Origin of the sequence: Streptomyces sp. TLI_185 (genome assembly GCF_003814765.1) — a bacterium.
Classification (GTDB): Bacteria; Actinomycetota; Actinomycetes; order Streptomycetales; family Streptomycetaceae; genus Streptomyces.
Genome location: NZ_RKRB01000001.1, coordinates 3,854,706 through 3,873,047, shown reverse-complemented (window position 1 = coordinate 3,873,047; position 18,342 = coordinate 3,854,706). Strand labels below are relative to the sequence as shown.

Sequence of the window (18,342 nt, the reverse complement as noted above, 5' to 3'; positions counted from 1 at the left end):
CCAAGGCTGGACCTCAGGCAAGATGGGGTGTTTCTGCCGTCGCTAAGGCGCCAAACAGCCCCTGACCAGCGGCGGAGCCGTCGGACAGGGGCCGTCGTGGGGCCGTGGGCCGTCTGTGGGCCGTCAGGCCGCTGCGTGGAGCTCCCGCACCGGCTGAAGGCGCTGGAACACGGAGGAGACGGCAGCCCGCGCTTTCTCGTCGCTGCTGGGCATCAGGTGCGTGTAGATCCGCAGCGTGAATCCGGGGTCGGAGTGTCCCAGGTACGTACTCAGGGCCTTGATGCTCCCTCCGGCCTCTAGGACGACCGAGGCGTAGAAGTGCCTCAGCGCGTGCATGCCGTCGTCCGGAGCGGCGGCGTAGCGCTGGCCCCGCTCCTTGGGCGGGATGACGCCAGCGTGGGCGAGAGCGGGCTTCCACACGAAGTCGTCGAAGTAGCTCCGCCTGATGGCGTTGCCCACGCCGTTGGTGAAGACGAGTTTCAGGGTGACCGCTGGCCCGTCCGGGGTCTTCCAGGGCAACGTGACTGCGGTGGGCGGGAACTGTGCCATGTGCTCACGCAAGCCCGCAGCCACCACCGGGCTGAGCGGCGTGTCCCGCAGCTTGCCCCGCTTGGGCGGGGCGAAGACCAACTTGCCGCCCACCCGCTTGACCTGTTGGCGCACGTGCACCCAACCCGCGTCGAAGTCGAGGTTGTCCACGGCAAGCCCGAGAATCTCTCCCTGCCGGAGCCCGCAGCCCGCGCCGGCGTCCACGGTGGCCGCGTACCGAACGGGAAGTCCCTCGCGAACGCTCAGCACGCGCTCGTTGGTCCAAGGCACGATGAGCCGGTGCTCGGGGATCGGGGGCTTGACGGACTGTGCGTGACAGGGGTTCGACTTGAGCACGCCATCGTCCACCGCAGCGTTGAACACCGCCGACACAGAGTCGTAGATCGCACGGCGGTACGTGCCGTTGGGCACTGCGGAGTTGAGGCGGTTCAACCACGTACGCATGTGCTCGGGCTTGAACGATCCCATCGGACGTGATCCCAGGTGAGGGATCGCGTGCAGGCGAACCCGCCTGTCCACGACTTCCTGACTCACCGGGTCCGTCGTCAGACCGCCCAACCACTTGTCGGCGTATTCGCGAAACGTGATCTTCCCGGCATTCGGATCGATGTACTGACCAGCGTCCATGTCCGCTTCGATCCGCGTCAGCCACTTCTCGGCGAGACGTTTCTGTCCGTCGGGGTAGCTCTTGGACTTCTCGGTACCGTCCGGGCCGATGTAGCGGGCGCGGTAGCGCAGGCCGGTGCCGTGGCGGTCGGTCTTGACGCGGACGGTCTTGCCGGCGGCGTTGGTCTCGGTCTTGTACCAGCGGTCTTGGATGTGGCCTGCCATGTGGGGCGTGGTCCCTTCTGGGCATGGGGTGGGGAGGGCCACGGTGTGGCCCTCCCAGGGGGGTTGGGTGCGGGGTGCGGCAGGCTCAGGCCGCGTCGTCGAGGGCGGTGCGTTCGGCCTCCCACGCCTGTACGGCGGCGGGGTTGAAGCGGAGGTAGCGGCCGACGCGGAAGCCAGCGGGGCCGATGCGCTTGCGTCGCCACTGGTAGACGGTCTCGACGCTCGGCAGCTTGAACATGACGACGAGGTCTTCGGGGGTGAGGTAGCAGTCCGGGAGGCCGCCGCGCAGGATGGCGCGCGGGTCGGTCGGCTCTTCGGTGGCCATGGCTGATGACTCCTCATGTCCATCGGGGTTGGGTGAGGTGTCTTGCGGTGGGGTCTGGTGCCGTCCGTGCAGGGCGGGCGGGGGCCTGCGTCTGTCCGAAGGGCGGATTTCTGCGTCATCGCGTCACGCACGTCATTTGTGGCTCTGACCTGTGGTGATGCGGTGACGCGGGCAGTGCGGGGCGTGTCACAGCGCGGGGCGGGGTTCTGTCACCCGTGACGCGGATGACGGGCGGTGACACAGGTTTCGGCCGTCTGCGTCACCGCTGTAGCCACTGGTCAGCGCCCGGGTTCGGGTGGCTGGTGACGTGGGTGACGCAGGATCTCTTCTCTTAGGAAAGCGACGGGGTGGTGTCTGTCGTGGTGCGGCGCTGCTCAAGACGAATGCGGAGCCGCGCAGCGGCACGACTCTGCGGCGGCACGCCGCCGGAACAACAAGAGGAGCACCCGCGCCGGGCGGGGGTGCTCCTCTTGCTTGTCCGCCCTGGTGGCGGGTCAGAACGCCGCTTCCTGTTGGTGGGGGGCGAGGGCGGGGGCGCGGGTCATTTCGATGTAGCGGGCGGCGCTGGTGCGTCCCCAGTCGATGAGCACGCCGCGTGCGGCGAGGGTCGGTTGCAGCCGCTTGAGGCGGTCGGAGAGGACTTTGCCGGTGGTGGGCCAGCCCTTGGGCAGGGGGCGGCATTCCTCGCCGCTGTAGAGGGTGGTGAGGCAGTGCAGCCACTCCGAGGACGTCATGCGGACTTCCGCTCCCGCGTCGAGTTCGGCGGCGTGCTTGAGGACCGTCTGCGCGAGCAGGTCACCTTCGATGACGTCGTCATTGAGGTCGTCGAGGCTGGCCCGGTAGGAGGCCAGCGAGCCCCAGCCGGTGGCCGCATCGAGTTGCGCGCACAGGTGGGCGAAGTCGGCCATGCGCAGGTCAGTGGGGGTTTCTGCCTGAGCGGCCCGCACCTTGACCGTCAGGTCCAGCAGGGAGCCGAGAACGACGGGGAGGATCTCCGCGTACTCCGCCCACAGCTCCGCCTCGGTCCGCCGTACCCGGGGCCTGACGAGACGCAGCGGGAGGAGGCGTTCGGCGAGGTCGGGCCGGATAACGCCGACGTCGATACCGGTCAGCAGCATGGGGCGCCGGTAGCGGGAGCGGACGACGTCACCATCGGTGAACAACGCGCGCTTGATGCTCTCGGCTCCGGTGACGACGCAGCACATGAGGTCGGACAGGTCCGGGGGCAGGTGGGAGAGGTTGTCCAGAGCGGTGACCCATCCGGCAGCGACGGCCGTGATCATGTTCTCCTCGTCCTTCGGGGCCCGGCGCAGGTCGCCGCTCATCCCCTCGATGACCCGCACGAGCATCCGGCCGCCGGTGGACTTGCCCGCTCCTTGGGGGCCGGTGAGGAAGGGTGCGGGGACGGGCACGGAGGGTTCCAGGCAGCCGATCAGCCAGGCCAGGGCCAGGCATTCGGTCTCGGCGCCGGCGAAGTTGCACAGGCCGAGGAGAAGGTCGATGCCCTTGCCGTTGGTGTCCTTGGCGGGCAGGGGGAGTTCGCCAGTGAGCTGGGTGCGCCGCCAGCAGACTTCCTGCGGGTCGGGGGTGATGATGTCCCAGCCGGTGGGGTGGATGCGGACGGACTTGCCGTCGGTGCGGCCCAGGTCGAGCCAGGTCGCACCGTCGAACCCGGGCGCGACGCGGATGTGGGTGGGCTGTACGTCCTCAGTCAGGGCGAGTGCTTCGATCAAGTCCAACGCCTCCTTGAGTGCCGTGCCGTTGAACACGCCGACCCCGTCCTTGAAGAGGCCGACCATGAGTTCCTGGCGGTGGCTTCCGGTGGTGCCCTGGGAGCGGATGGGTCGGGCTACGGGGTGGCCGTTCTTCTGCGCGTAGACGGTGCCGTCGATGGTGCGGAAGTACCGGAAGTGCGCTTGCGCGTAGTCGGTGATGATCTGGCGGGCCGGAGTCTTCTCGTCCTCGGACACGGTCACATCCCCAGTGCGGTGCGGGCGTTGGTCCACGCGTCCGTGCAGTGCCGCGGGGATTCGCCCTTGGCCTGCGCGGCGGTGAACAGCCGCGCGACGTGGGCGTCGGTGAGGCAGCCGCACCGGCCATGCGTCGAGAGCACGGCGAGGAAGGTGCGGTACACGGTCGCGTGGATGGCGCTACGGGCCTCGGTGATGCGCTGCACCGCCATGGCGATGCCACGGTCCAGGTAGGCGGGGGCGCGGTGTCGGCACTCGCCCTCGCGCCCCCTCAGAGGCACTGTGAGCGTCTGTGGCGCCCTGCGGGCGTGCGACGGCTCCTTTACTGCCAACGACCGCACCACGGCCGGGAGAGGGGCTATGGCGCCCGTGCCGTTTCCGAGCCAACGGGCGTACGCCATAAGGGACTTGATGTCGACGCCGGGCCGTACGGCGTTGGCGGACGGCATGACGCCCTGGTAGATCCAGTGCTCTCCCCGCGTCGTGCGCAGGGTGCGGGTGGCGGGCAGGCTCGCGTGTGCCCACGCGATGGCGTCTGGGTTGTCGAGGTCGACCACGGTCAGCCCTGCGCCTGCGGGGTGGTAGGCGACGGACGCGGCCCGACGCCACGCGGCAGCCCATGCGGGCGAGGCGATCGTGTCAGGGTCGGTGGTGGCAGCGGCCCACGCGTGGCACGGGGCGGGGCACTGGCACGGGCCCGCATTCTTCATGTTCGGCCGGCCACCGCACGCGTTGCCCGCGCAGTAGCGGCAGTTGCCGAACGGCACCTTGCCCCGCAGCGGCAGCACAGGCACTCCGTCAGCGGCGAGGGTCAGCGCCACTCGCCGGATAGGGGTCTGTTGGGTCATGCTGGGAGACCTCCAACAGGTCTGTTGAGGACTGGAGACAAGGGCGACCCCGCGACTTTGGCGAGACGAGGGGGTCGCCCTTGGCGTAGCTAGAGGTCCGTCAGGGCTGCGGTGGGGATCTCGTAGACGTCGAGGACGTCCGTGACGTTGGACCAGTGGTCCGGGGCGTAGCGGATGTATGCGATGTGCACGGCGGTGCCGTCGCGGCCGGTGCACTCGTAGATGTGCACCGCTTCCACGCCGGTCCGGTTGGTGCGGGCCCTGCGGATGAGGCGGCGGACCGTGTCGGCGTTGAGGTGCTCGGGCCGGTAGGTGCGCTCAGCGGTCCGCGTGTACAGCGTCGCTGCGAGCTGCTTGGCCGTCATGTGGGTTCTCCTGCTCTGGGGGTCAGTGCCGGTTGTTGGTCTTGGCCCACACGCCGGTGGTCCGGGTGTGGACGTTGCGCCGGTCCTGGTAGACCGGGCCGGTGTAGTGCTGGTGGACGTCCGGGGCGGGCTTGGCCTTTTTGGCGAGCCGCGCGAGGGCGAGCACCAGGGCGGTGGGGGCGCCGAACACGAGCCCGCACACGACCGGGTCGGCGTACTGGGACACGTACATGAGCACGGCCGCCGTGAGCCCGACCATGGAGACGGTTGCGCCGCCGGTGAGCATGAGGACGCTGGCGTCGGTGGCGCCCTGGCTCATCGGGGGGCGCCCGGGCTGGACGACGGGCGGGGTGGTGCCGTGGGTAGGGACCGGGGCGTCGTCGCGGTAGGTGGTGGGCCGGTAGGCGTCGGCGATGATCCGCCGGGCCTCGGTGGCGGCCTCTTCCTCGGTCAATCCGGCTTCCGGCCGGACGGTGCTGGGGGTGTTGTCGGGGTGCATGCGGAATCCCTTCCGAAGGTGGGGCAGGGAGGCTGAGACACCCCCTTCCGGGGGCGCTGTGGAGGGGGTTTCGGGGGTCTGACCTGGGGTGCCTCCCTGCCTCCCTGAATGATCAATCGTGCAGGTCAGAGCCAGGGAGGCAGGGCAGGGAGGGGTTCAGGGAGTTCTCCCTGCCTCCCTGCCCCGACACCGGTCGCCTCCCTGTCACTGGGAGGCAGAAGCGGAACCCTCGTCGTCGCGGTTGGCGAGGGCGCGGGCGAGGCGGTCGCGGCTGACGACCATGACGCCGTCGGACTTGTACGGCTCGGCTCCGGCGTCGTCGAGGACGCGCTTGAGGTCGAGGAACGACCAGCCGCCGTAGGCGTGCTCGTTGAGCACCGCGAGCCGCTTGAGCACGTCCTTGGTGCGCACCCGCGCCGCGTCGCCGACCACGGACGCGATGTCGGCGAGCGGGTCGCGCTCCTCGCCCTTCTCGATGGCGTGGAGGGTGGTGACGCCGTCGCGCAGTGCCTTGGCGCGGTCGGTGATGGCTTCGGCTGCGTCGTCGTCGATGTAGTGCGTGCGCACCGTGATGGACGACTGTCCGGCCGGGATGGCGATGCCGTCGGAGGCGACGACCAGGGTTCCCCGATCCAGGCCCGGACGCAGCAGGTTGGGGGCCGCGCCGCCGTCGACGGCCTTGTCTCCCAGCGCCATGCGGGCCTGTGACTCGGTGCCCAGCGCGAGGGAAGCGCGGGTGTGGGCGCCCTCGCGGACCAGCTTGGGCAGGTTCTCGTTGGTGGGGTCCTGGGTGCCCTGCCACATGAGGACGTTCACGGCACGGCCCTGGTTGTGGATTTTGCGGACGGCCATGAAGTACCGGGAGTTGGCCTTGGAGCCGCCGTAGGGGCGCTTGTCCTCGTCCTTGGCCGGGCACATGAACGCGACCTGCGCCTCGTCGACCAGCACGATCAGCGGCGGGAACACCGTGCCGGGCGGGGCCTGGATGCGGCGGTTCATCTCCTCGACCGCGCCCTCGACCATCTCCGTGACCTGGATGACGTGCTCGTCGGTCGGGCCCTGGATCAGGATGCGGGCCAGACCGGTGAACATGGCCCAGTCGCCGACGCCCTTCAGGTCACCGATCAGGAACTCGACCGACCTGTCCAGGGAGAGCCACAGCGCGAGGGAGCGCAGGGCGACGGTCTTGCCCTGGTTGGACAGGCCGGTGATGAGCAGGTGGCGCTGATACAGGCTCAGCGCTGCCGCATCGCCGCGCAGGTCCTGGCCCCACGGGGCGCGTCCCTTGGCGTAGTCGGCGGTCATCGTCTCGTCGGTGACCAGCGGGGACGGGCCGATCGGCTCATCCAGCGCCCCGGAGTCGGCGACCCACAGCCGCACTGTGCGGGCGGCCTGCGGGATGGTGATGAACACCTCGTGCTCGTGCCTCGTGAGGTTCTCCGCCAGCTTGCGGCGGCGCTGTTGCACCTCGTTCGTCGAGACCCCGGAGGGAAGCGTGACGTCGACCTCGACACCGCATCCGGCGATCCGGATCGGGCCCAGCATCGAGGCGCCGGCGTCGCCCATCTCCGTGATCGCCTTGCGCAGGGCGGGTACCCCCAGGTCGCGCAGGGCCTTGACGACGATGGACGGGGTGATCGGCTCACCCTCACCGTTGCGGACGTTGTCGGGCAGGGCCCAGGCGGGTGCTGCCTGCTGCTTGCTGCCGACGGCCCACAGGGCGAGCAGGGCCAGCAGCGGGCCGATCGTGAGGGCCGGGCCCCACACGATCTGCACGATCCGGATCAGGGTGCCGATGAACTCGATCACGGCCGCAAGCGGGGTGATGACGTCCTTGACGTCGTGGTTGTTGATGGCCATCACCACACCGAGCGCGACCAGCGTGCCGACGCTCATGCCGACGCCGACCCCGACGCCCTTGGCCACGTCGAGGGGGGAGTGGAGCAGGTCCATGCGGCGGCGGTGGCGTGCGTCGCGGAAGCGCTGAAGGCGCTCCTCCCATTCCTGTGCCACCTCGTAGTTCCCGGCGGCTTCGGCGGCGCGCAGCATGCGTTCGTAGCGGGAACCGGTGCGGCCGTCCCAGGTGCGGCGGGCGACGATCCGGCCCCCGTTGACGGTGTACAGGCCGTGCCGGGCCACGGCGCGCACGGTGGTCTTGGTGGTCTCGTGGGTGACGACCGTGCGCACGGCGCGGCCGGAGCGCACCCACAGCGGCACGGGCTTGGCCGGGGCGGGGTCGGGGACCACGGTCAGCGTGGTCACGGTCGCCTCGTCGGCGGGCGGTTGGGGGTCCTTGTGCAGGTGAACGACGTTCTCGGACATGCTGAAGGTGCTCCTGACTGCCCTGATCCGGGCGGGAGTTGAGAGGGAGTGCCGGGGTGGCCGTGGCCGTGGCAGGGGCGGCAACCCCGGCGGGCGAGCAGGACGCGGGCTCTAGCGGCGGGGCGTGCGGGTGTTGCGGTGCTGTGTGGCCAGCGCCTCAGCGCGCGCTCGGCTGTCCACGGGCGGGCTGAAGCTGCCGCAGGAGCAGCGGAAGGTGTACTTGTAGCGGCCGAAGCGGCCTTCCTGCAGCACGGTGGTGCGGTGATTCCAGCTCATCGAGATCCTCCGAAGCGGGCGATCGTGGCGGTCAGCGGCCGTACCGAGGGGGGCGCCTCAGAACCACTTCGATTCCTTCTTGGGCTTGGGCGCCCGGCGGGGGTCGTGGCCGACCTTGCGCAGCTCGTTCGCGGTGAAGCCGCCGGAGTTGGCGGTCAGGAATCCGGGCAGGCCGTGCACGGCCCACAGGCCGTTGAACGGCGGGGCCTCGTCGATGATGTAGCCGCGCTTGCCCACCAGGCGGGAATCCCGCTCACACGAGACGATCTGGACGATGTCACCGGCCTGGAACATCAAAACCACCCCGAAGACTTCTTGGCGGCCTTGGCGTTGGCGGCCTCGGTCACGATGCGCTGCCGCTCGCTCTCCAACGCGGTCAGCTCGGTGGTCAGCCGGATCTGCACGGCGTTCCACACGTTTTCCAGGGCGCGTTCGGCGCGGCCGGTGCTCTTGCCGCGGGTGACCCGGTAGGAGCCGCCGATCACGGCGCGGGCGACCTGGCGCCGCTCCTGGCCGGTCAGCGGCCACATCTCCTCGTTCTGGACCGCTTCGATCTTGCGCTGTGTCCGCTGGATCTCCTTGTCCAGCCGACGAGTGTTGGGCTTGCCCATGCTCAACTCCCCTTCTGGGAGGCTTGGTTGGCGTCGATGCACATCCCGCACAGGCCGTAGCGGCGGGAGATGCAGTAGCTGTAGGTGATCCGGCAGGACGGGCACGTTTGGCGGGCGAGCATCGCCAAGGCGAGGGCGCCCCACTTGCGCGACGTCATCGGCCGCACCGGCAGCGCGCGGTCCTCGCGGTACAGGTAGGCGACCCGCGGTGTGCCGGTACGGCGGTTGATCCGCATGACCTGCGCCTGTATCGGCTGACCACCCGGACGCAGGCCGCGAGCCCGTAACTGCCGTCGCGTGGCATACCCGTCCGGGGCCAGCTTCCAGGGATAGGTGGGCACGCCGTGGCGGGCGCCGTTGGGGTCGAAGCACTTGCCGTAGGCGGCGGACATCAGGCCGCCACCACGCGCTTCCACGCGGCCCTCAGGCGTACCTCGGAGGCGGAGTGGCCGGCCGCCCTAAAGCGGGTGGCCATCTCGCGGTACGACAGGGTCGGGGTCTGGCTGTGGCGGATCTCGTCGACCAGCGCGTCAAGCGCCGCATCCGTGAGCGCGGGCGCCGTCTCCAGCGCCGCTACCGGCTCCACGGGGCCCCACACGGGAAGCTCCCAACGGGCCGTGACGTCGGGCGTGACGGGGGTCGTCACGCTGGTCAGCGCCCTGCCGGTGCCCTCTCCCTGACGGGCCGTCTCCAGCGTCGACCACGCCCCGGCGAGGGTCTTGGCGGTCTTGGCCTGGACGCGGGCGACGCGGGCGCCAGCCTGCGTCACGGCCGTCAGCCGGGTCTCCTCCGTGACCGCTTCCGCCCGTAGCCGGGCGCGGGCCACGGCCGCCTCGTCGCGGGCTTCCTGCTGGATGCCCCGGATGGCGTCCAGGGCGAGCGGGGTGAGCGCGGTGCGCTCCCACAGTCCGTGGACCAGCCACAGCGCCTTGGCGGCGATGGGCAGCCAGGCGACTGCCAGCCACGCGGCGGCGGAGTGCTCGGCGGTGAGCGCGTGCGCCACGAGGACGCCGGAGGCGACCAGGCCGAAGGACCAGCCCACGGCGGTCACCGTGCGGTTGTGGTCGCCCTGCGCCGCAAGCCTGCGCTCGTAGGCGAGGGTGGCCAGCCAACCCCCGTCGATGCCGAGACCGACGACCAGGGCGACGGGCCACGGCACGGCCGTGCCCAGCCACATCACGACCACGGCCAGGGTGAGCACCATGGACACCGCCGTCATCGCCACGGCGGGCAGCACCGTCTTGGTGTTCTTGGCGTTCACAGCGCACCTCCGGCGGTGAGCAGCAGCGCGAGGATGAGCAGGGCCCCACCGGCCTGCGTCAGGTCGACCGCGCGGCGCAGGCAGGTGAACTTGGCGACCGCGAGCCGGGACAGGCCCGCGATGTCGGCGGCCAGGTCGCCGCCGTTGACGGTGGCGGTGATCTCCTCGGCGGTGAGGATGGCCCACAGCGGGAAGCCGTGCCGACCGGACAGGTTTGGGCGTACCGACCGCAGCAGCAGTCCGGCCGCCGCGACCAGCAGCGCCATCCCCGCACTGCCCACCACGTACGCGGGCCCGTTCAGGGGCAGGTCGCGGGCGATGGACCAAACTCCGGCCAGCACCGCGCCGACGAACGCCAGCAGCAGCGCGGTCTTGTTGTCGGTGCGGGCGATCTCCGCCTTCACCTCCGCGTGCGCGGCGGTCAGCTTCTGCTCGGTGGTGCTCATGCGGCACCGCCCGTGGCACCGGAGGTGCGGTTGGCCAGGGTCAGCCGCTCGGCGAGCACCCGACGGTGAGCGCGGCGGATGCGCCGCGCGTCCAGCTCGCTCGGGGTGCGGTCAAGGGTGATGATCACGGCGTCGAGCAGGTCGACGTCCGCGAGGATCGCGGGCATCTCCTGCTCGATCGCGTCCAGCTCCGCATTCGTCGGTTCGATCCAGTCGGCGAACGCGGTAACAGCGTCCTGAACAGTGACGATGTGGTCCATTGGGTCGTGGTTCCTCTCAGCAAGGCAACGGCCCGAACAAGCGGCCCCGGAGTTGCACCTCCGGGGCCGCGCGCCGTTGAAGTCGGAACATCCGGCTCCCCTCGGCACTGCTCGTACGAGACGAGCAGTGGAGGCAACCGGCCGCAGCGTTGAGCTGCGGAAAGGTCGGATTGCACTGAACTCGCACGCAGGTCAGGACCTGCGCACGTCGCCCGCCTAGCAACAGGGGGCGGTTTCTCTCAGCACTCTGTTGAGTTCTCAAGTAACTGACGCTTCCTTCGTACTCACCCCTCCGGGCTTTCCTCCGGGCGTTCCTCCGTACAGCCATGGCGCCCTAGGGCGCTCTGATGCGCTTCACTGTGACACCGGGCCGACGGCCCGTCAAGCCCTGTCACTGATGCGCCCTAGTGCGGTCGCCGTGACCTTGGTACGGTGACTGGGTGCCGATCAGCAGAGATGCCCCCAGTCCGCTGCACCTCCAGATCGCAGAAGACCTGCGGCAGCGAATTCGTGCTGGCGAATTTGAACAGAAGAGTTTTCCTTCACTCCGGTCTCTCGCTAAGTACTACGAGACCGCGCAGGTCACGGTGCACGATGCCGTCAAAGCGCTACAGCAGGAGAAACTAATCATCTCCGTAAGCGGCAAAGGAACCTTTGTCCTCCCCGTGGAGGAGAACGCCTCAGCCGCAGCGAACGAAAGCGGAAACCTAGAAGAGCAGGTTGCTTCGTTGCGCACAGAGCTCGAAGATGTAAAAGAACGCCTTAGTCGACTCGAAGGAAGTACGAGTCAGAGTAAAGGCCTCTGAACTTTGGGTGATTGGGTCTCCGTCTCTTCATGGGAAGAGTCAATCGCAAGACTCGGCAACTCAACATGAAGCGAGAGTGCAGCCGCAGTGCAGCCGCAGTGCAGACCGCTGACAGGAGGGGGATCCCGTGGACGTCGTTGACACATGGACCGGCCAGCACGCAAGCGCATTGAAAAGGGCGTTGCGCGAAACTAACGAAGGGTTCGCCGATCTCCTCGGAACATCCGTCAGGACTGTCGCCGGATGGAGCGCTAACCCACGGTTGGTCCCGACAGCGGAGATTCAGCGCGCCTTGGATACGTTGCTTTTTCAGGCAGCGGCCGACGTCAAGGCGCGGTTTGCACTACTAGTCGGGAGCCGCCAACCAGAGAGCACAAACCAAGTCACTGCGCGTCATCCAACGCCTGCGCAGCAGCGCTTGGCGGAAGACCCTCACATCGCCGCGGGCTTGGCCTGGCTCGAATCGAACTTTGATTGGGCGCCCGGTAGCGCGCGAGAGCGAGTCGCCGACGAACTTGCCGCCTTAGACTCAAACGCCTTGAAAGCGCAGGCTCATCGAAATGCGCAGGTGACTCGGCAGCAGGCCGCTGAGGCTGCACGGCGCTACTACCGGGCAGGGTTTGGTCAGTGGCGCCCGTACACAGCGCAGGTAGCTGGCCAAGAGCACGCGACAACCATTCTGACGCAGGATGCATGGCTGGACCTGGGGCAGCCAGTAGGCGGCGGGCAGGACGACTTTCGGTTTCACCCCAACACACGACGTGGAATGAAGATTACTCGGGGCGTGGCGGAAGAAGCAGCGCGAAGTTTGGCTGAATCACTTGAAAAGGGCAGTCAGATCGTCAACTCTGAGATTTACACTCTGACTTCATTGGATATCCGCCCGGGGGTCGTGGCTGGCAGTGTAGGTGTCATCGATTTTGTTGAATTCGCCTTGACGCTCAACCTCTTGGAGGGTGAGCTTATGCGGTCAATCGCCACTCAAGGGACCGACCGGCCACTAGCCATGCCAATAAGAGACGAGCTTCTGCCCGATGTGCCAACGGTCTTGGATTTCGCCGGGCGAATTTGCGCAGGCGGAGCCCTGGCCCTAACTGCGATTGCACGACCCCGTGGACGCGGCCACGACCCTGACTACCTCCTCCTGATTCAAGAGCGGTCCGGCAGTGTGCTCAATGCGAACCGTCGACTAGCAGTAATCCCCAAAGCGTTCCACGGGCCGTTAGCTGACTACGGCGAGGATGCTCGCTTTTCCGCAACGCTTGAGCGGGAGATGGAAGAGGAGCTCTTCGGGCGAACCGATGTGGACTCTACTGTCGGCGATCAGCTCCATGCAGATCCGATGCACCCAAGCCTTCTCTCCGACCCAATGCGTTGGCTCATGGACCGGCAAGGCAGCGATGCGTGGCGGATGGAGTCCACGGCTGTGGGGGTCAACCTCGTGAGCGGAAACTATGAGTTCGCGAGCCTAATCGTCATCGATGACGAAGAGTGGTGGGTCAAGTACGGCGGTCAGGTTAGAGCCAACTGGGAGTCAAGCGGACTGCATCGCTACTCTAGCCTCGATACTGTGCGACTCGAGGCGTTGGCGCTCGACCCGCGCTGGAGTAATGAAGGATTCTTCGCGTTCACCCAAGGATGCCGACGGCTTGCCACGATCGGCGGCCAGCGTGTTCGGATGCCTTCCATCGAATTGGAGTCGTAGATCATGGCTGACAACTGGTACACGGGCAACGCGAACTCTGATGCCGACCAGCACCGCGGCTGGCTTCTGGGCCACTTCATAGACCCCAGCAGGAGCGCAGTGCGTCAGACGGGAGCACTAGAGGTGAAGTGGGGTATCCATCCGGCCGGCGAGAAGCGGCCGGAATGGGTAGCCGATGATCAGCGGACTGCCATGCTCCTCCTGGTGAGCGGCAAGTTCCGCCTAGACCTCAGTGTGGGAAGCGTCACGCTGGAGAAGCAGGGCGACTATGTGGTGTGGGGACCCGGAATCGACCACTCGTGGCAGGCAGAGGAAGACTCTGTAGTCGTCACCGTGCGCTGGCCGTCCGTCGGCTGACGCGAGCATGCGGCGCGCGAGGATGTGAGTCTGCCGCGGCACGAGGTCGAGCAGGTGGTGAAAAGGGTCGTGCGGCACCCCAGCCGGAGGACTGACGGAGCTACTCCGGGCCACACGGCCAGCGTGCGGGCTTCGACCTCGTCGACCAGCGAGCAGTTCAGAGGGCCCTTACCGAGTCGGTAAGGGCCCTCTGGCGTTGCTGCGTGTCTATGGCACCGACTTCCTCAACCTCTACCTGATGGCATCCGTGAGTCTCTACACTCGATGCGTTGAGGCCGGAGCAGGGGGGCTCATGACCAACAGGGACGACGACACCGAAGCAGACGGTAACGGCACCGCCGATAACAGCCCGTGGTTCTCAAACACGCAGGCTGACGTGATCTTCGGTGACAAGGTGGTCCAGATTGGCAATTTCAATAGAGGCGAAGTCAGAGTTGAGTCTAAGGGGACGGATCACGCGGCTCAACGTCAAACCTTCCTATTCGATTTTCTGAGGCAGGCCCTAAAACAGGCTGAGACGACATTTCGACTCAGCGTTGCATTCATGTCTGGCGGTGCGATCATCCTTCTGGTGGGCGGGGCACTTGCCCTCGCTAATGCTGGCAACCAGGAGTGGAGCTACCTCCCAGTGCTTACATCGTTGAGCGGGTTGTTGATCAGCTCTTGCGGAGGGGCATTCGCCCTTCACTCGAACCGAGCCCGAAAGCATCTGACGGAACAGGCGGAGCGCATCCATGGTGAGATGCGCGCCGACCTGACGTTGGAGCAGACGCTCAGCTTGATTGATCGTGTCGATGATGTTGAACTACGGGACAGGTTGAAATCAGTAGCTGCGATGAGATCTCTGGGATTCATGCCAGAGGCTTCAGATGTGGCTGATCGAATCTTGCCGCCACGTGATGAAAGCGGCAGAGGCGTTATCGAACCGCCGCCACGGAACTAGGCACTGCAAACTCTTGCGCCGTGAAGCGAACGTCTCCCGGCTAGGGAGGGGGGAAATTCCTACTGCTTGGAATCCGCACCGCAGGTGATCTCTGTGGCTCCGTCACGTCCGCGTCAGCCATGTCGATCAGCATGCTGAAAAGCCAAACGAGCCGAAGTGAGCGCAGGGTTCCCAGAATGAGCAAGCCTTCCATTAGCCATCCAACGAGGCCAACCGTTTTTGCACCATCCCGCATTAGAGCCAATAGACTTCCCGCAGAAACGGCGAGCATGGATACAAGAATCCCTGACCAGTTCTTGCGTAAGCTCGCACCAAATCGGCGTCTCAGTTCTAGCATCCTCCTGCCATTCGCCGTTGCGTATTGGCTAATGGCAGCCGTGCCGAACCCTCCGATGAGTGCAGATATCGAAGCGGTCGTCATGTAGATGTCGCCACGGCGATCGTGGTCGATTCCTCGGAAGATAGAAGAAGACGCGCCGTAATACGTAAAGGCTGCATGGACGGCTGTTGCTACTAGAGACAGTCCCCAGTCAACTATCGGATGCTCGCTCCACATACTCGCTAGACGTCTGTAAATATCACTTGGCCGCAACAAGGTCTACCCCCCACTGTCGGAGCCCACGATAGAGCTACCCACTGACAGCGGCCTTGAGGTCGTCCTCGTGCTCGCGCGCGGCCTCCATGATGGCCTGCACGGCTACGGCATGACGCGGTCGGGACTCGTCGTCGAGGACTTCGACTCGCTTCTTCGCTGTGACGTGGTGCTTGAGGAAGTCCAGAGCCTCCTCCTTGTGGTGCCCGTCCGGCGTAGGCGACGTCACCAGCGCGCGAGCTCGATCGATGCTGCTCGGACCTACAAGGTAGCCAAGCCCGGAAACGAGACTCACGGCATCATCCTGAAGGCGCCTGTGTCCGCGCGCTCGGGAGGTCGGGCCGCCCCCTCCTCGCTTAGGCACTTCTACCTTGATGGTGATTCGATGGTCTGCATAACGCTCTCCTGCCTCTCTGCTGAAGCCGAACAAGGAGACACCATCTTGGGGCATCCAAGCAGGGTTCGGGCGGAAGGTGAATTCCACGTTATGCACGGCTGAGGCGTTTTCTAGCTTTTCCCAAACGCTCTTGGAGATCACGGGCCACAGTGCCACATCATCTGTGGTTATTCCGCATGCGTTCATCCAGCGCTGAATAGCCGACGCTCTTGGTGCTGACTGGTTTCCATGCATCACGCCAATAATGTTGGCGTAGCTCAAAAAACAGACCGTGCTGGTGTCGATGAAGCCTCGATTGCCCTCAAGGCGGAGTTCTTCGATGTGGCCGTGGTCGAGGTCAACAGTCTGCATGTTGCCTGCGCCGATGCGCCCCACGATCAGATGCATTTGATTGAAGTAGGCGACCGATTCGCCGATATACGTGTCACCATCTGGATCGGTGAACGTTCTGTGTGCGGCGGTCCGGTGAAGCATGCCTTCTAAGGCTAGCTGCCAATCGACGTGCTCCATACGAGGGTTGTGGTCGTCTTTTCCTCGGACTACCTCGAAAAATGAAACGGTGCGAAAGCGGCTCTGAGTCAAGGTCCCCCCCGGGCGCCTAGCGAAGATTCAGCGTCCGTATCGTACGCCGGGAGTAGCGAATCTGACGCCGTGTCTGTTGCCGACGAGTAGTGGTCCGCACTGGTAGCTGGGGGGCCTCCGTGGGGTGATCGCCGGACTCTAGGCTTGAGCTCCAGGTCATGGGCGACGTGCGGCGCGGTCTGTGCCTCGTCGTGCCCTGAGGGCACAACGGCCTCGCGCGGGTTCAACGGCAACCAACGCCAGCAAACGCCATTTGGCCTGGTCAGCGACTTGGCTTGACAGTCCCCGCAGAGAATGCGGGAGAGGGCGGCACCCCCGCACAGGGTACGGCCCTCTTAACGGCACGAGGTCATGACGGCGATCGCCGCGGTGCTGGTACGGCGGATACGTGGCCGGAGCCGGGAGGCTGGGACGTCGCCGGGCGGGTAGCGGGTCTTGACCACTCCCCGAGCAAGCACGAGTCTGAGGGGCTCAGAGCGGCGAGACCCGGAAGCCGTGTCCGGGTCTCTGATCTGGCGCTTTGCGGGTCAGGTCGGGCCGTCTGTGGGCCGTCCGAGGGTGGCCAACGACGACAGACGACGACCGGCAACGACAGGTACCGGGCGCGTGGCGGACCGTTGCGCCCCTGGTCAGAGCCCCTCGGCCATACGGGTTTCCCCCCAGGGGTGGCAGTCAGGCAAGATGGGGTGTATCTGCCCACTGCCAGATTTCAAGCTGCCGGACGGTTTCTCTTGGCTGAGTACATCTACACCATGCGCAAGACGCGCAAGGCAATCGGCGACAAGGTCATCCTTGACGACGTTTCGCTGAACTTCCTGCCCGGCGCGAAGATCGGTGTGGTCGGCCCGAACGGAGCCGGTAAGTCGACCATTCTGAAGATCATGGCGGGGCTGGAGCAGCCGTCGAACGGTGACGCGTTCCTTTCGCCGGGCTACACCGTGGGCATCCTGCTCCAGGAGCCGCCGCTCAGCGAGGACAAGACCGTCCTGGAGAACGTCCAGGAGGGCGTCGCCGAGGTCAAGGGCAAGCTCGACCGGTTCAACGAGATCGCCGAGCTGATGGCCACCGACTACTCCGACGCGCTGCTCGACGAGATGGGCAAGCTCCAGGAGGAGCTGGACCACGCCAACGCCTGGGACCTCGACGCCCAGCTCGAGCAGGCCATGGATGCTCTCGGGTGCCCCCCGGGCGACTGGCCCGTCACCAACCTCTCCGGTGGTGAGAGGCGCCGCGTCGCGCTCTGCAAGCTGCTGCTGGAGGCTCCCGACCTGCTGCTGCTCGACGAGCCCACCAACCACCTCGACGCCGAGTCGGTGAACTGGCTGGAGCAGCACCTTGCCAAGTACGACGGCACCATCGTCGCCGTGACCCACGACCGGTACTTCCTGGACAACGTGGCCGGCTGGATCTGCGAGGTGGACCGCGGCCGGCTGCACGGCTACGAGGGCAACTACTCCAAGTACCTGGAGACCAAGCAGACCCGTCTCAAGGTCGAGGGGCAGAAGGACGCCAAGCGCGCCAAGCGGCTCAAGGAAGAGCTGGAGTGGGTGCGGTCGAACGCCAAGGGACGGCAGGCCAAGTCCAAGGCCCGTCTCGCGCGCTACGAGGAGATGGCGGCCGAGGCCGACAAGATGCGGAAGCTGGACTTCGAGGAGATCCAGATCCCGCCGGGCCCGCGGCTCGGCAGCATCGTCGTCGAGGTCACCAACCTCAGCAAGGGCTTCGGCGACAAGGTCCTGATCGACGACCTCAGCTTCACGCTGCCGCGCAACGGCATCGTCGGTGTCATCGGCCCGAACGGCGCCGGCAAGACCACGCTCTTCAAGATGATCCAGGGTCTGGAGACCCCGGACTCCGGCTCCATCAAGGTCGGCGAGACCGTCAAGATCTCGTACGTCGACCAGAGCCGCGAGAACATCGACCCGAAGAAGACCCTCTGGGCCGTCGTGTCGGACGAGCTGGACTACATCAACGTGGGCCAGGTCGAGATGCCGAGCCGGGCGTACGTGTCCGCCTTCGGTTTCAAGGGCCCGGACCAGCAGAAGCCCGCCGGCGTCCTCTCCGGCGGTGAGCGCAACCGCCTCAACCTGGCGCTCACCCTCAAGCAGGGCGGCAACCTGCTGCTCCTCGACGAGCCGACCAACGACCTCGACGTCGAGACCCTCGGCTCGCTGGAGAACGCGCTGCTCGAGTTCCCGGGCGCGGCCGTGGTCGTCTCCCACGACCGGTGGTTCCTGGACCGAGTCGCCACGCACATCCTCGCCTACGAGGGTGACTCCAAGTGGTTCTGGTTCGAGGGCAACTTCGAGTCGTACGAGAAGAACAAGATCGAGCGGCTCGGACCGGACGCCGCGCGTCCGCACCGCGCCACCTACAAGAAGCTGACCCGGGGCTGAT

At 66.5% G+C, this 18,342-nt stretch carries 20 protein-coding genes; 5 read left to right on the top strand and 15 right to left on the bottom strand.

Annotation, left to right across the window (positions count from 1 at the left end):
• Positions 1 to 123: 123 nt before the first annotated feature.
• From EDD92_RS17655 to EDD92_RS17595, 14 genes are all read right to left on the bottom strand, one after another.
• Complete coding sequence (locus EDD92_RS17655; RefSeq protein WP_123965216.1) at positions 124 to 1,380, bottom strand: site-specific integrase; 1,257 nt, start codon at positions 1,378 to 1,380, stop codon at positions 124 to 126.
• An 85-nt stretch (positions 1,381 to 1,465) separates the two neighbouring features.
• Positions 1,466 to 1,705: a helix-turn-helix domain-containing protein gene (locus EDD92_RS17650; RefSeq protein WP_123965215.1), complete on the bottom strand. Its 240-nt coding sequence runs from the start codon at positions 1,703 to 1,705 to the stop codon at positions 1,466 to 1,468.
• Positions 1,706 to 2,199: 494 nt separating this feature from the next.
• On the bottom strand, positions 2,200 to 3,675 hold the full coding sequence (locus tag EDD92_RS17645; protein ID WP_123965214.1) for an ATP-binding protein: 1,476 nt from the start codon (positions 3,673 to 3,675) through the stop codon (positions 2,200 to 2,202).
• A gap of 2 nt (positions 3,676 to 3,677) precedes the next feature.
• On the bottom strand, positions 3,678 to 4,523 hold the full coding sequence (locus EDD92_RS17640; RefSeq protein WP_123965213.1) for a bifunctional DNA primase/polymerase: 846 nt from the start codon (positions 4,521 to 4,523) through the stop codon (positions 3,678 to 3,680).
• 89 nt (positions 4,524 to 4,612) lie between these two features.
• Entirely contained in the window at positions 4,613 to 4,888 is a 276-nt protein-coding gene (locus EDD92_RS17635; protein WP_123965212.1) for a hypothetical protein, read from the bottom strand.
• Between the two features lie 22 nt (positions 4,889 to 4,910).
• Complete coding sequence (locus EDD92_RS17630) at positions 4,911 to 5,387, bottom strand: hypothetical protein (RefSeq protein WP_123965211.1); 477 nt, start codon at positions 5,385 to 5,387, stop codon at positions 4,911 to 4,913.
• Between the two features lie 204 nt (positions 5,388 to 5,591).
• Positions 5,592 to 7,709 (bottom strand): ATP-binding protein, encoded by a 2,118-nt coding sequence (locus EDD92_RS17625; protein WP_123965210.1) that lies wholly within the window; start codon positions 7,707 to 7,709, stop codon positions 5,592 to 5,594.
• Positions 7,710 to 7,820: 111 nt separating this feature from the next.
• A complete protein-coding gene (locus tag EDD92_RS49865; RefSeq protein ID WP_185124050.1) occupies positions 7,821 to 7,985 on the bottom strand; it encodes a hypothetical protein in 165 nt (54 codons plus the stop codon).
• 57 nt (positions 7,986 to 8,042) lie between these two features.
• Positions 8,043 to 8,279, bottom strand: a complete 237-nt coding sequence (locus EDD92_RS17620) for a hypothetical protein (RefSeq protein WP_185124049.1) — start codon at positions 8,277 to 8,279, stop codon at positions 8,043 to 8,045.
• On the bottom strand, positions 8,279 to 8,596 hold the full coding sequence (locus tag EDD92_RS17615) for a hypothetical protein (protein ID WP_123965208.1): 318 nt from the start codon (positions 8,594 to 8,596) through the stop codon (positions 8,279 to 8,281). The genes EDD92_RS17620 and EDD92_RS17615 overlap by 1 nt, the downstream gene beginning before the upstream one ends.
• Positions 8,597 to 8,598: 2 nt before the next feature.
• Positions 8,599 to 8,988 (bottom strand): RRQRL motif-containing zinc-binding protein, encoded by a 390-nt coding sequence (locus EDD92_RS17610; RefSeq protein WP_123965207.1) that lies wholly within the window; start codon positions 8,986 to 8,988, stop codon positions 8,599 to 8,601.
• Entirely contained in the window at positions 8,988 to 9,815 is an 828-nt protein-coding gene (locus tag EDD92_RS17605; protein WP_123970431.1) for a protein spdB, read from the bottom strand. Before EDD92_RS17605 ends, EDD92_RS17610 begins: the two co-directional genes overlap by 1 nt.
• Before the next feature lie 38 nt (positions 9,816 to 9,853).
• Positions 9,854 to 10,303 carry a Pycsar system effector family protein gene (locus tag EDD92_RS17600; protein WP_123965206.1) on the bottom strand — a complete coding sequence of 150 codons (450 nt, stop codon included), beginning with the start codon at positions 10,301 to 10,303 and terminating at the stop codon, positions 9,854 to 9,856.
• Positions 10,300 to 10,563, bottom strand: coding sequence for a DUF6284 family protein (locus EDD92_RS17595; protein WP_123965205.1), 264 nt, complete (start codon positions 10,561 to 10,563; stop codon positions 10,300 to 10,302). The genes EDD92_RS17600 and EDD92_RS17595 overlap by 4 nt, the downstream gene beginning before the upstream one ends.
• A 440-nt stretch (positions 10,564 to 11,003) precedes the next feature.
• Here EDD92_RS17595 and EDD92_RS17590 point away from each other — a divergent pair, with 440 nt between their 5' ends.
• The 4 genes from EDD92_RS17590 (at position 11,004) to EDD92_RS17575 (ending at position 14,374) form a co-directional block, all read left to right on the top strand.
• Entirely contained in the window at positions 11,004 to 11,369 is a 366-nt protein-coding gene (locus EDD92_RS17590; RefSeq protein ID WP_123965204.1) for a GntR family transcriptional regulator, read from the top strand.
• A 127-nt stretch (positions 11,370 to 11,496) separates the two neighbouring features.
• A complete protein-coding gene (locus EDD92_RS17585) occupies positions 11,497 to 13,074 on the top strand; it encodes a transcriptional regulator (RefSeq protein ID WP_123965203.1) in 1,578 nt (525 codons plus the stop codon).
• Between the two features lie 3 nt (positions 13,075 to 13,077).
• Positions 13,078 to 13,431 (top strand): signal peptidase I, encoded by a 354-nt coding sequence (locus tag EDD92_RS17580; protein ID WP_123965202.1) that lies wholly within the window; start codon positions 13,078 to 13,080, stop codon positions 13,429 to 13,431.
• Positions 13,432 to 13,723: 292 nt separating this feature from the next.
• Positions 13,724 to 14,374, top strand: coding sequence for a TRADD-N-associated membrane domain-containing protein (locus EDD92_RS17575; protein ID WP_123965201.1), 651 nt, complete (start codon positions 13,724 to 13,726; stop codon positions 14,372 to 14,374).
• 629 nt (positions 14,375 to 15,003) lie between these two features.
• Here the strand turns inward: EDD92_RS17575 and EDD92_RS17570 are convergent.
• On the bottom strand, positions 15,004 to 15,873 hold the full coding sequence (locus EDD92_RS17570) for a hypothetical protein (RefSeq protein WP_123965200.1): 870 nt from the start codon (positions 15,871 to 15,873) through the stop codon (positions 15,004 to 15,006).
• A gap of 803 nt (positions 15,874 to 16,676) precedes the next feature.
• Here EDD92_RS17570 and ettA point away from each other — a divergent pair.
• A complete protein-coding gene (gene ettA, locus EDD92_RS17565; RefSeq protein WP_030934638.1) occupies positions 16,677 to 18,341 on the top strand; it encodes an energy-dependent translational throttle protein EttA in 1,665 nt (554 codons plus the stop codon).
• The last annotated feature ends 1 nt before the right edge of the window (position 18,342 follow it).

Excerpts from the sequence above, each read along its gene's own strand:
- EDD92_RS17625 (WP_123965210.1), bottom strand. The coding sequence starts at position 7,709 with ATGTCCGAGAACGTCGTTCACCTGCACAAGGACCCCCAACCGCCCGCC.
- EDD92_RS17605 (WP_123970431.1), bottom strand. The coding sequence starts at position 9,815 with ATGACGGCGGTGTCCATGGTGCTCACCCTGGCCGTGGTCGTGATGTGG.
- EDD92_RS17635 (WP_123965212.1), bottom strand. The coding sequence starts at position 4,888 with ATGACGGCCAAGCAGCTCGCAGCGACGCTGTACACGCGGACCGCTGAG.
- EDD92_RS17640 (WP_123965213.1), bottom strand. The coding sequence starts at position 4,523 with ATGACCCAACAGACCCCTATCCGGCGAGTGGCGCTGACCCTCGCCGCT.
- EDD92_RS17620 (WP_185124049.1), bottom strand. The coding sequence starts at position 8,279 with ATGTTCCAGGCCGGTGACATCGTCCAGATCGTCTCGTGTGAGCGGGAT.
- EDD92_RS17630 (WP_123965211.1), bottom strand. The coding sequence starts at position 5,387 with ATGCACCCCGACAACACCCCCAGCACCGTCCGGCCGGAAGCCGGATTG.
- EDD92_RS17570 (WP_123965200.1), bottom strand. The coding sequence starts at position 15,873 with ATGGAGCACGTCGATTGGCAGCTAGCCTTAGAAGGCATGCTTCACCGG.
- EDD92_RS49865 (WP_185124050.1), bottom strand. The coding sequence starts at position 7,985 with ATGAGCTGGAATCACCGCACCACCGTGCTGCAGGAAGGCCGCTTCGGC.
- EDD92_RS17580 (WP_123965202.1), top strand. The coding sequence starts at position 13,078 with ATGGCTGACAACTGGTACACGGGCAACGCGAACTCTGATGCCGACCAG.
- EDD92_RS17610 (WP_123965207.1), bottom strand. The coding sequence starts at position 8,988 with ATGTCCGCCGCCTACGGCAAGTGCTTCGACCCCAACGGCGCCCGCCAC.
- EDD92_RS17655 (WP_123965216.1), bottom strand. The coding sequence starts at position 1,380 with ATGGCAGGCCACATCCAAGACCGCTGGTACAAGACCGAGACCAACGCC.
- EDD92_RS17575 (WP_123965201.1), top strand. The coding sequence starts at position 13,724 with ATGACCAACAGGGACGACGACACCGAAGCAGACGGTAACGGCACCGCC.
- EDD92_RS17615 (WP_123965208.1), bottom strand. The coding sequence starts at position 8,596 with ATGGGCAAGCCCAACACTCGTCGGCTGGACAAGGAGATCCAGCGGACA.
- EDD92_RS17595 (WP_123965205.1), bottom strand. The coding sequence starts at position 10,563 with ATGGACCACATCGTCACTGTTCAGGACGCTGTTACCGCGTTCGCCGAC.
- EDD92_RS17650 (WP_123965215.1), bottom strand. The coding sequence starts at position 1,705 with ATGGCCACCGAAGAGCCGACCGACCCGCGCGCCATCCTGCGCGGCGGC.
- EDD92_RS17600 (WP_123965206.1), bottom strand. The coding sequence starts at position 10,303 with ATGAGCACCACCGAGCAGAAGCTGACCGCCGCGCACGCGGAGGTGAAG.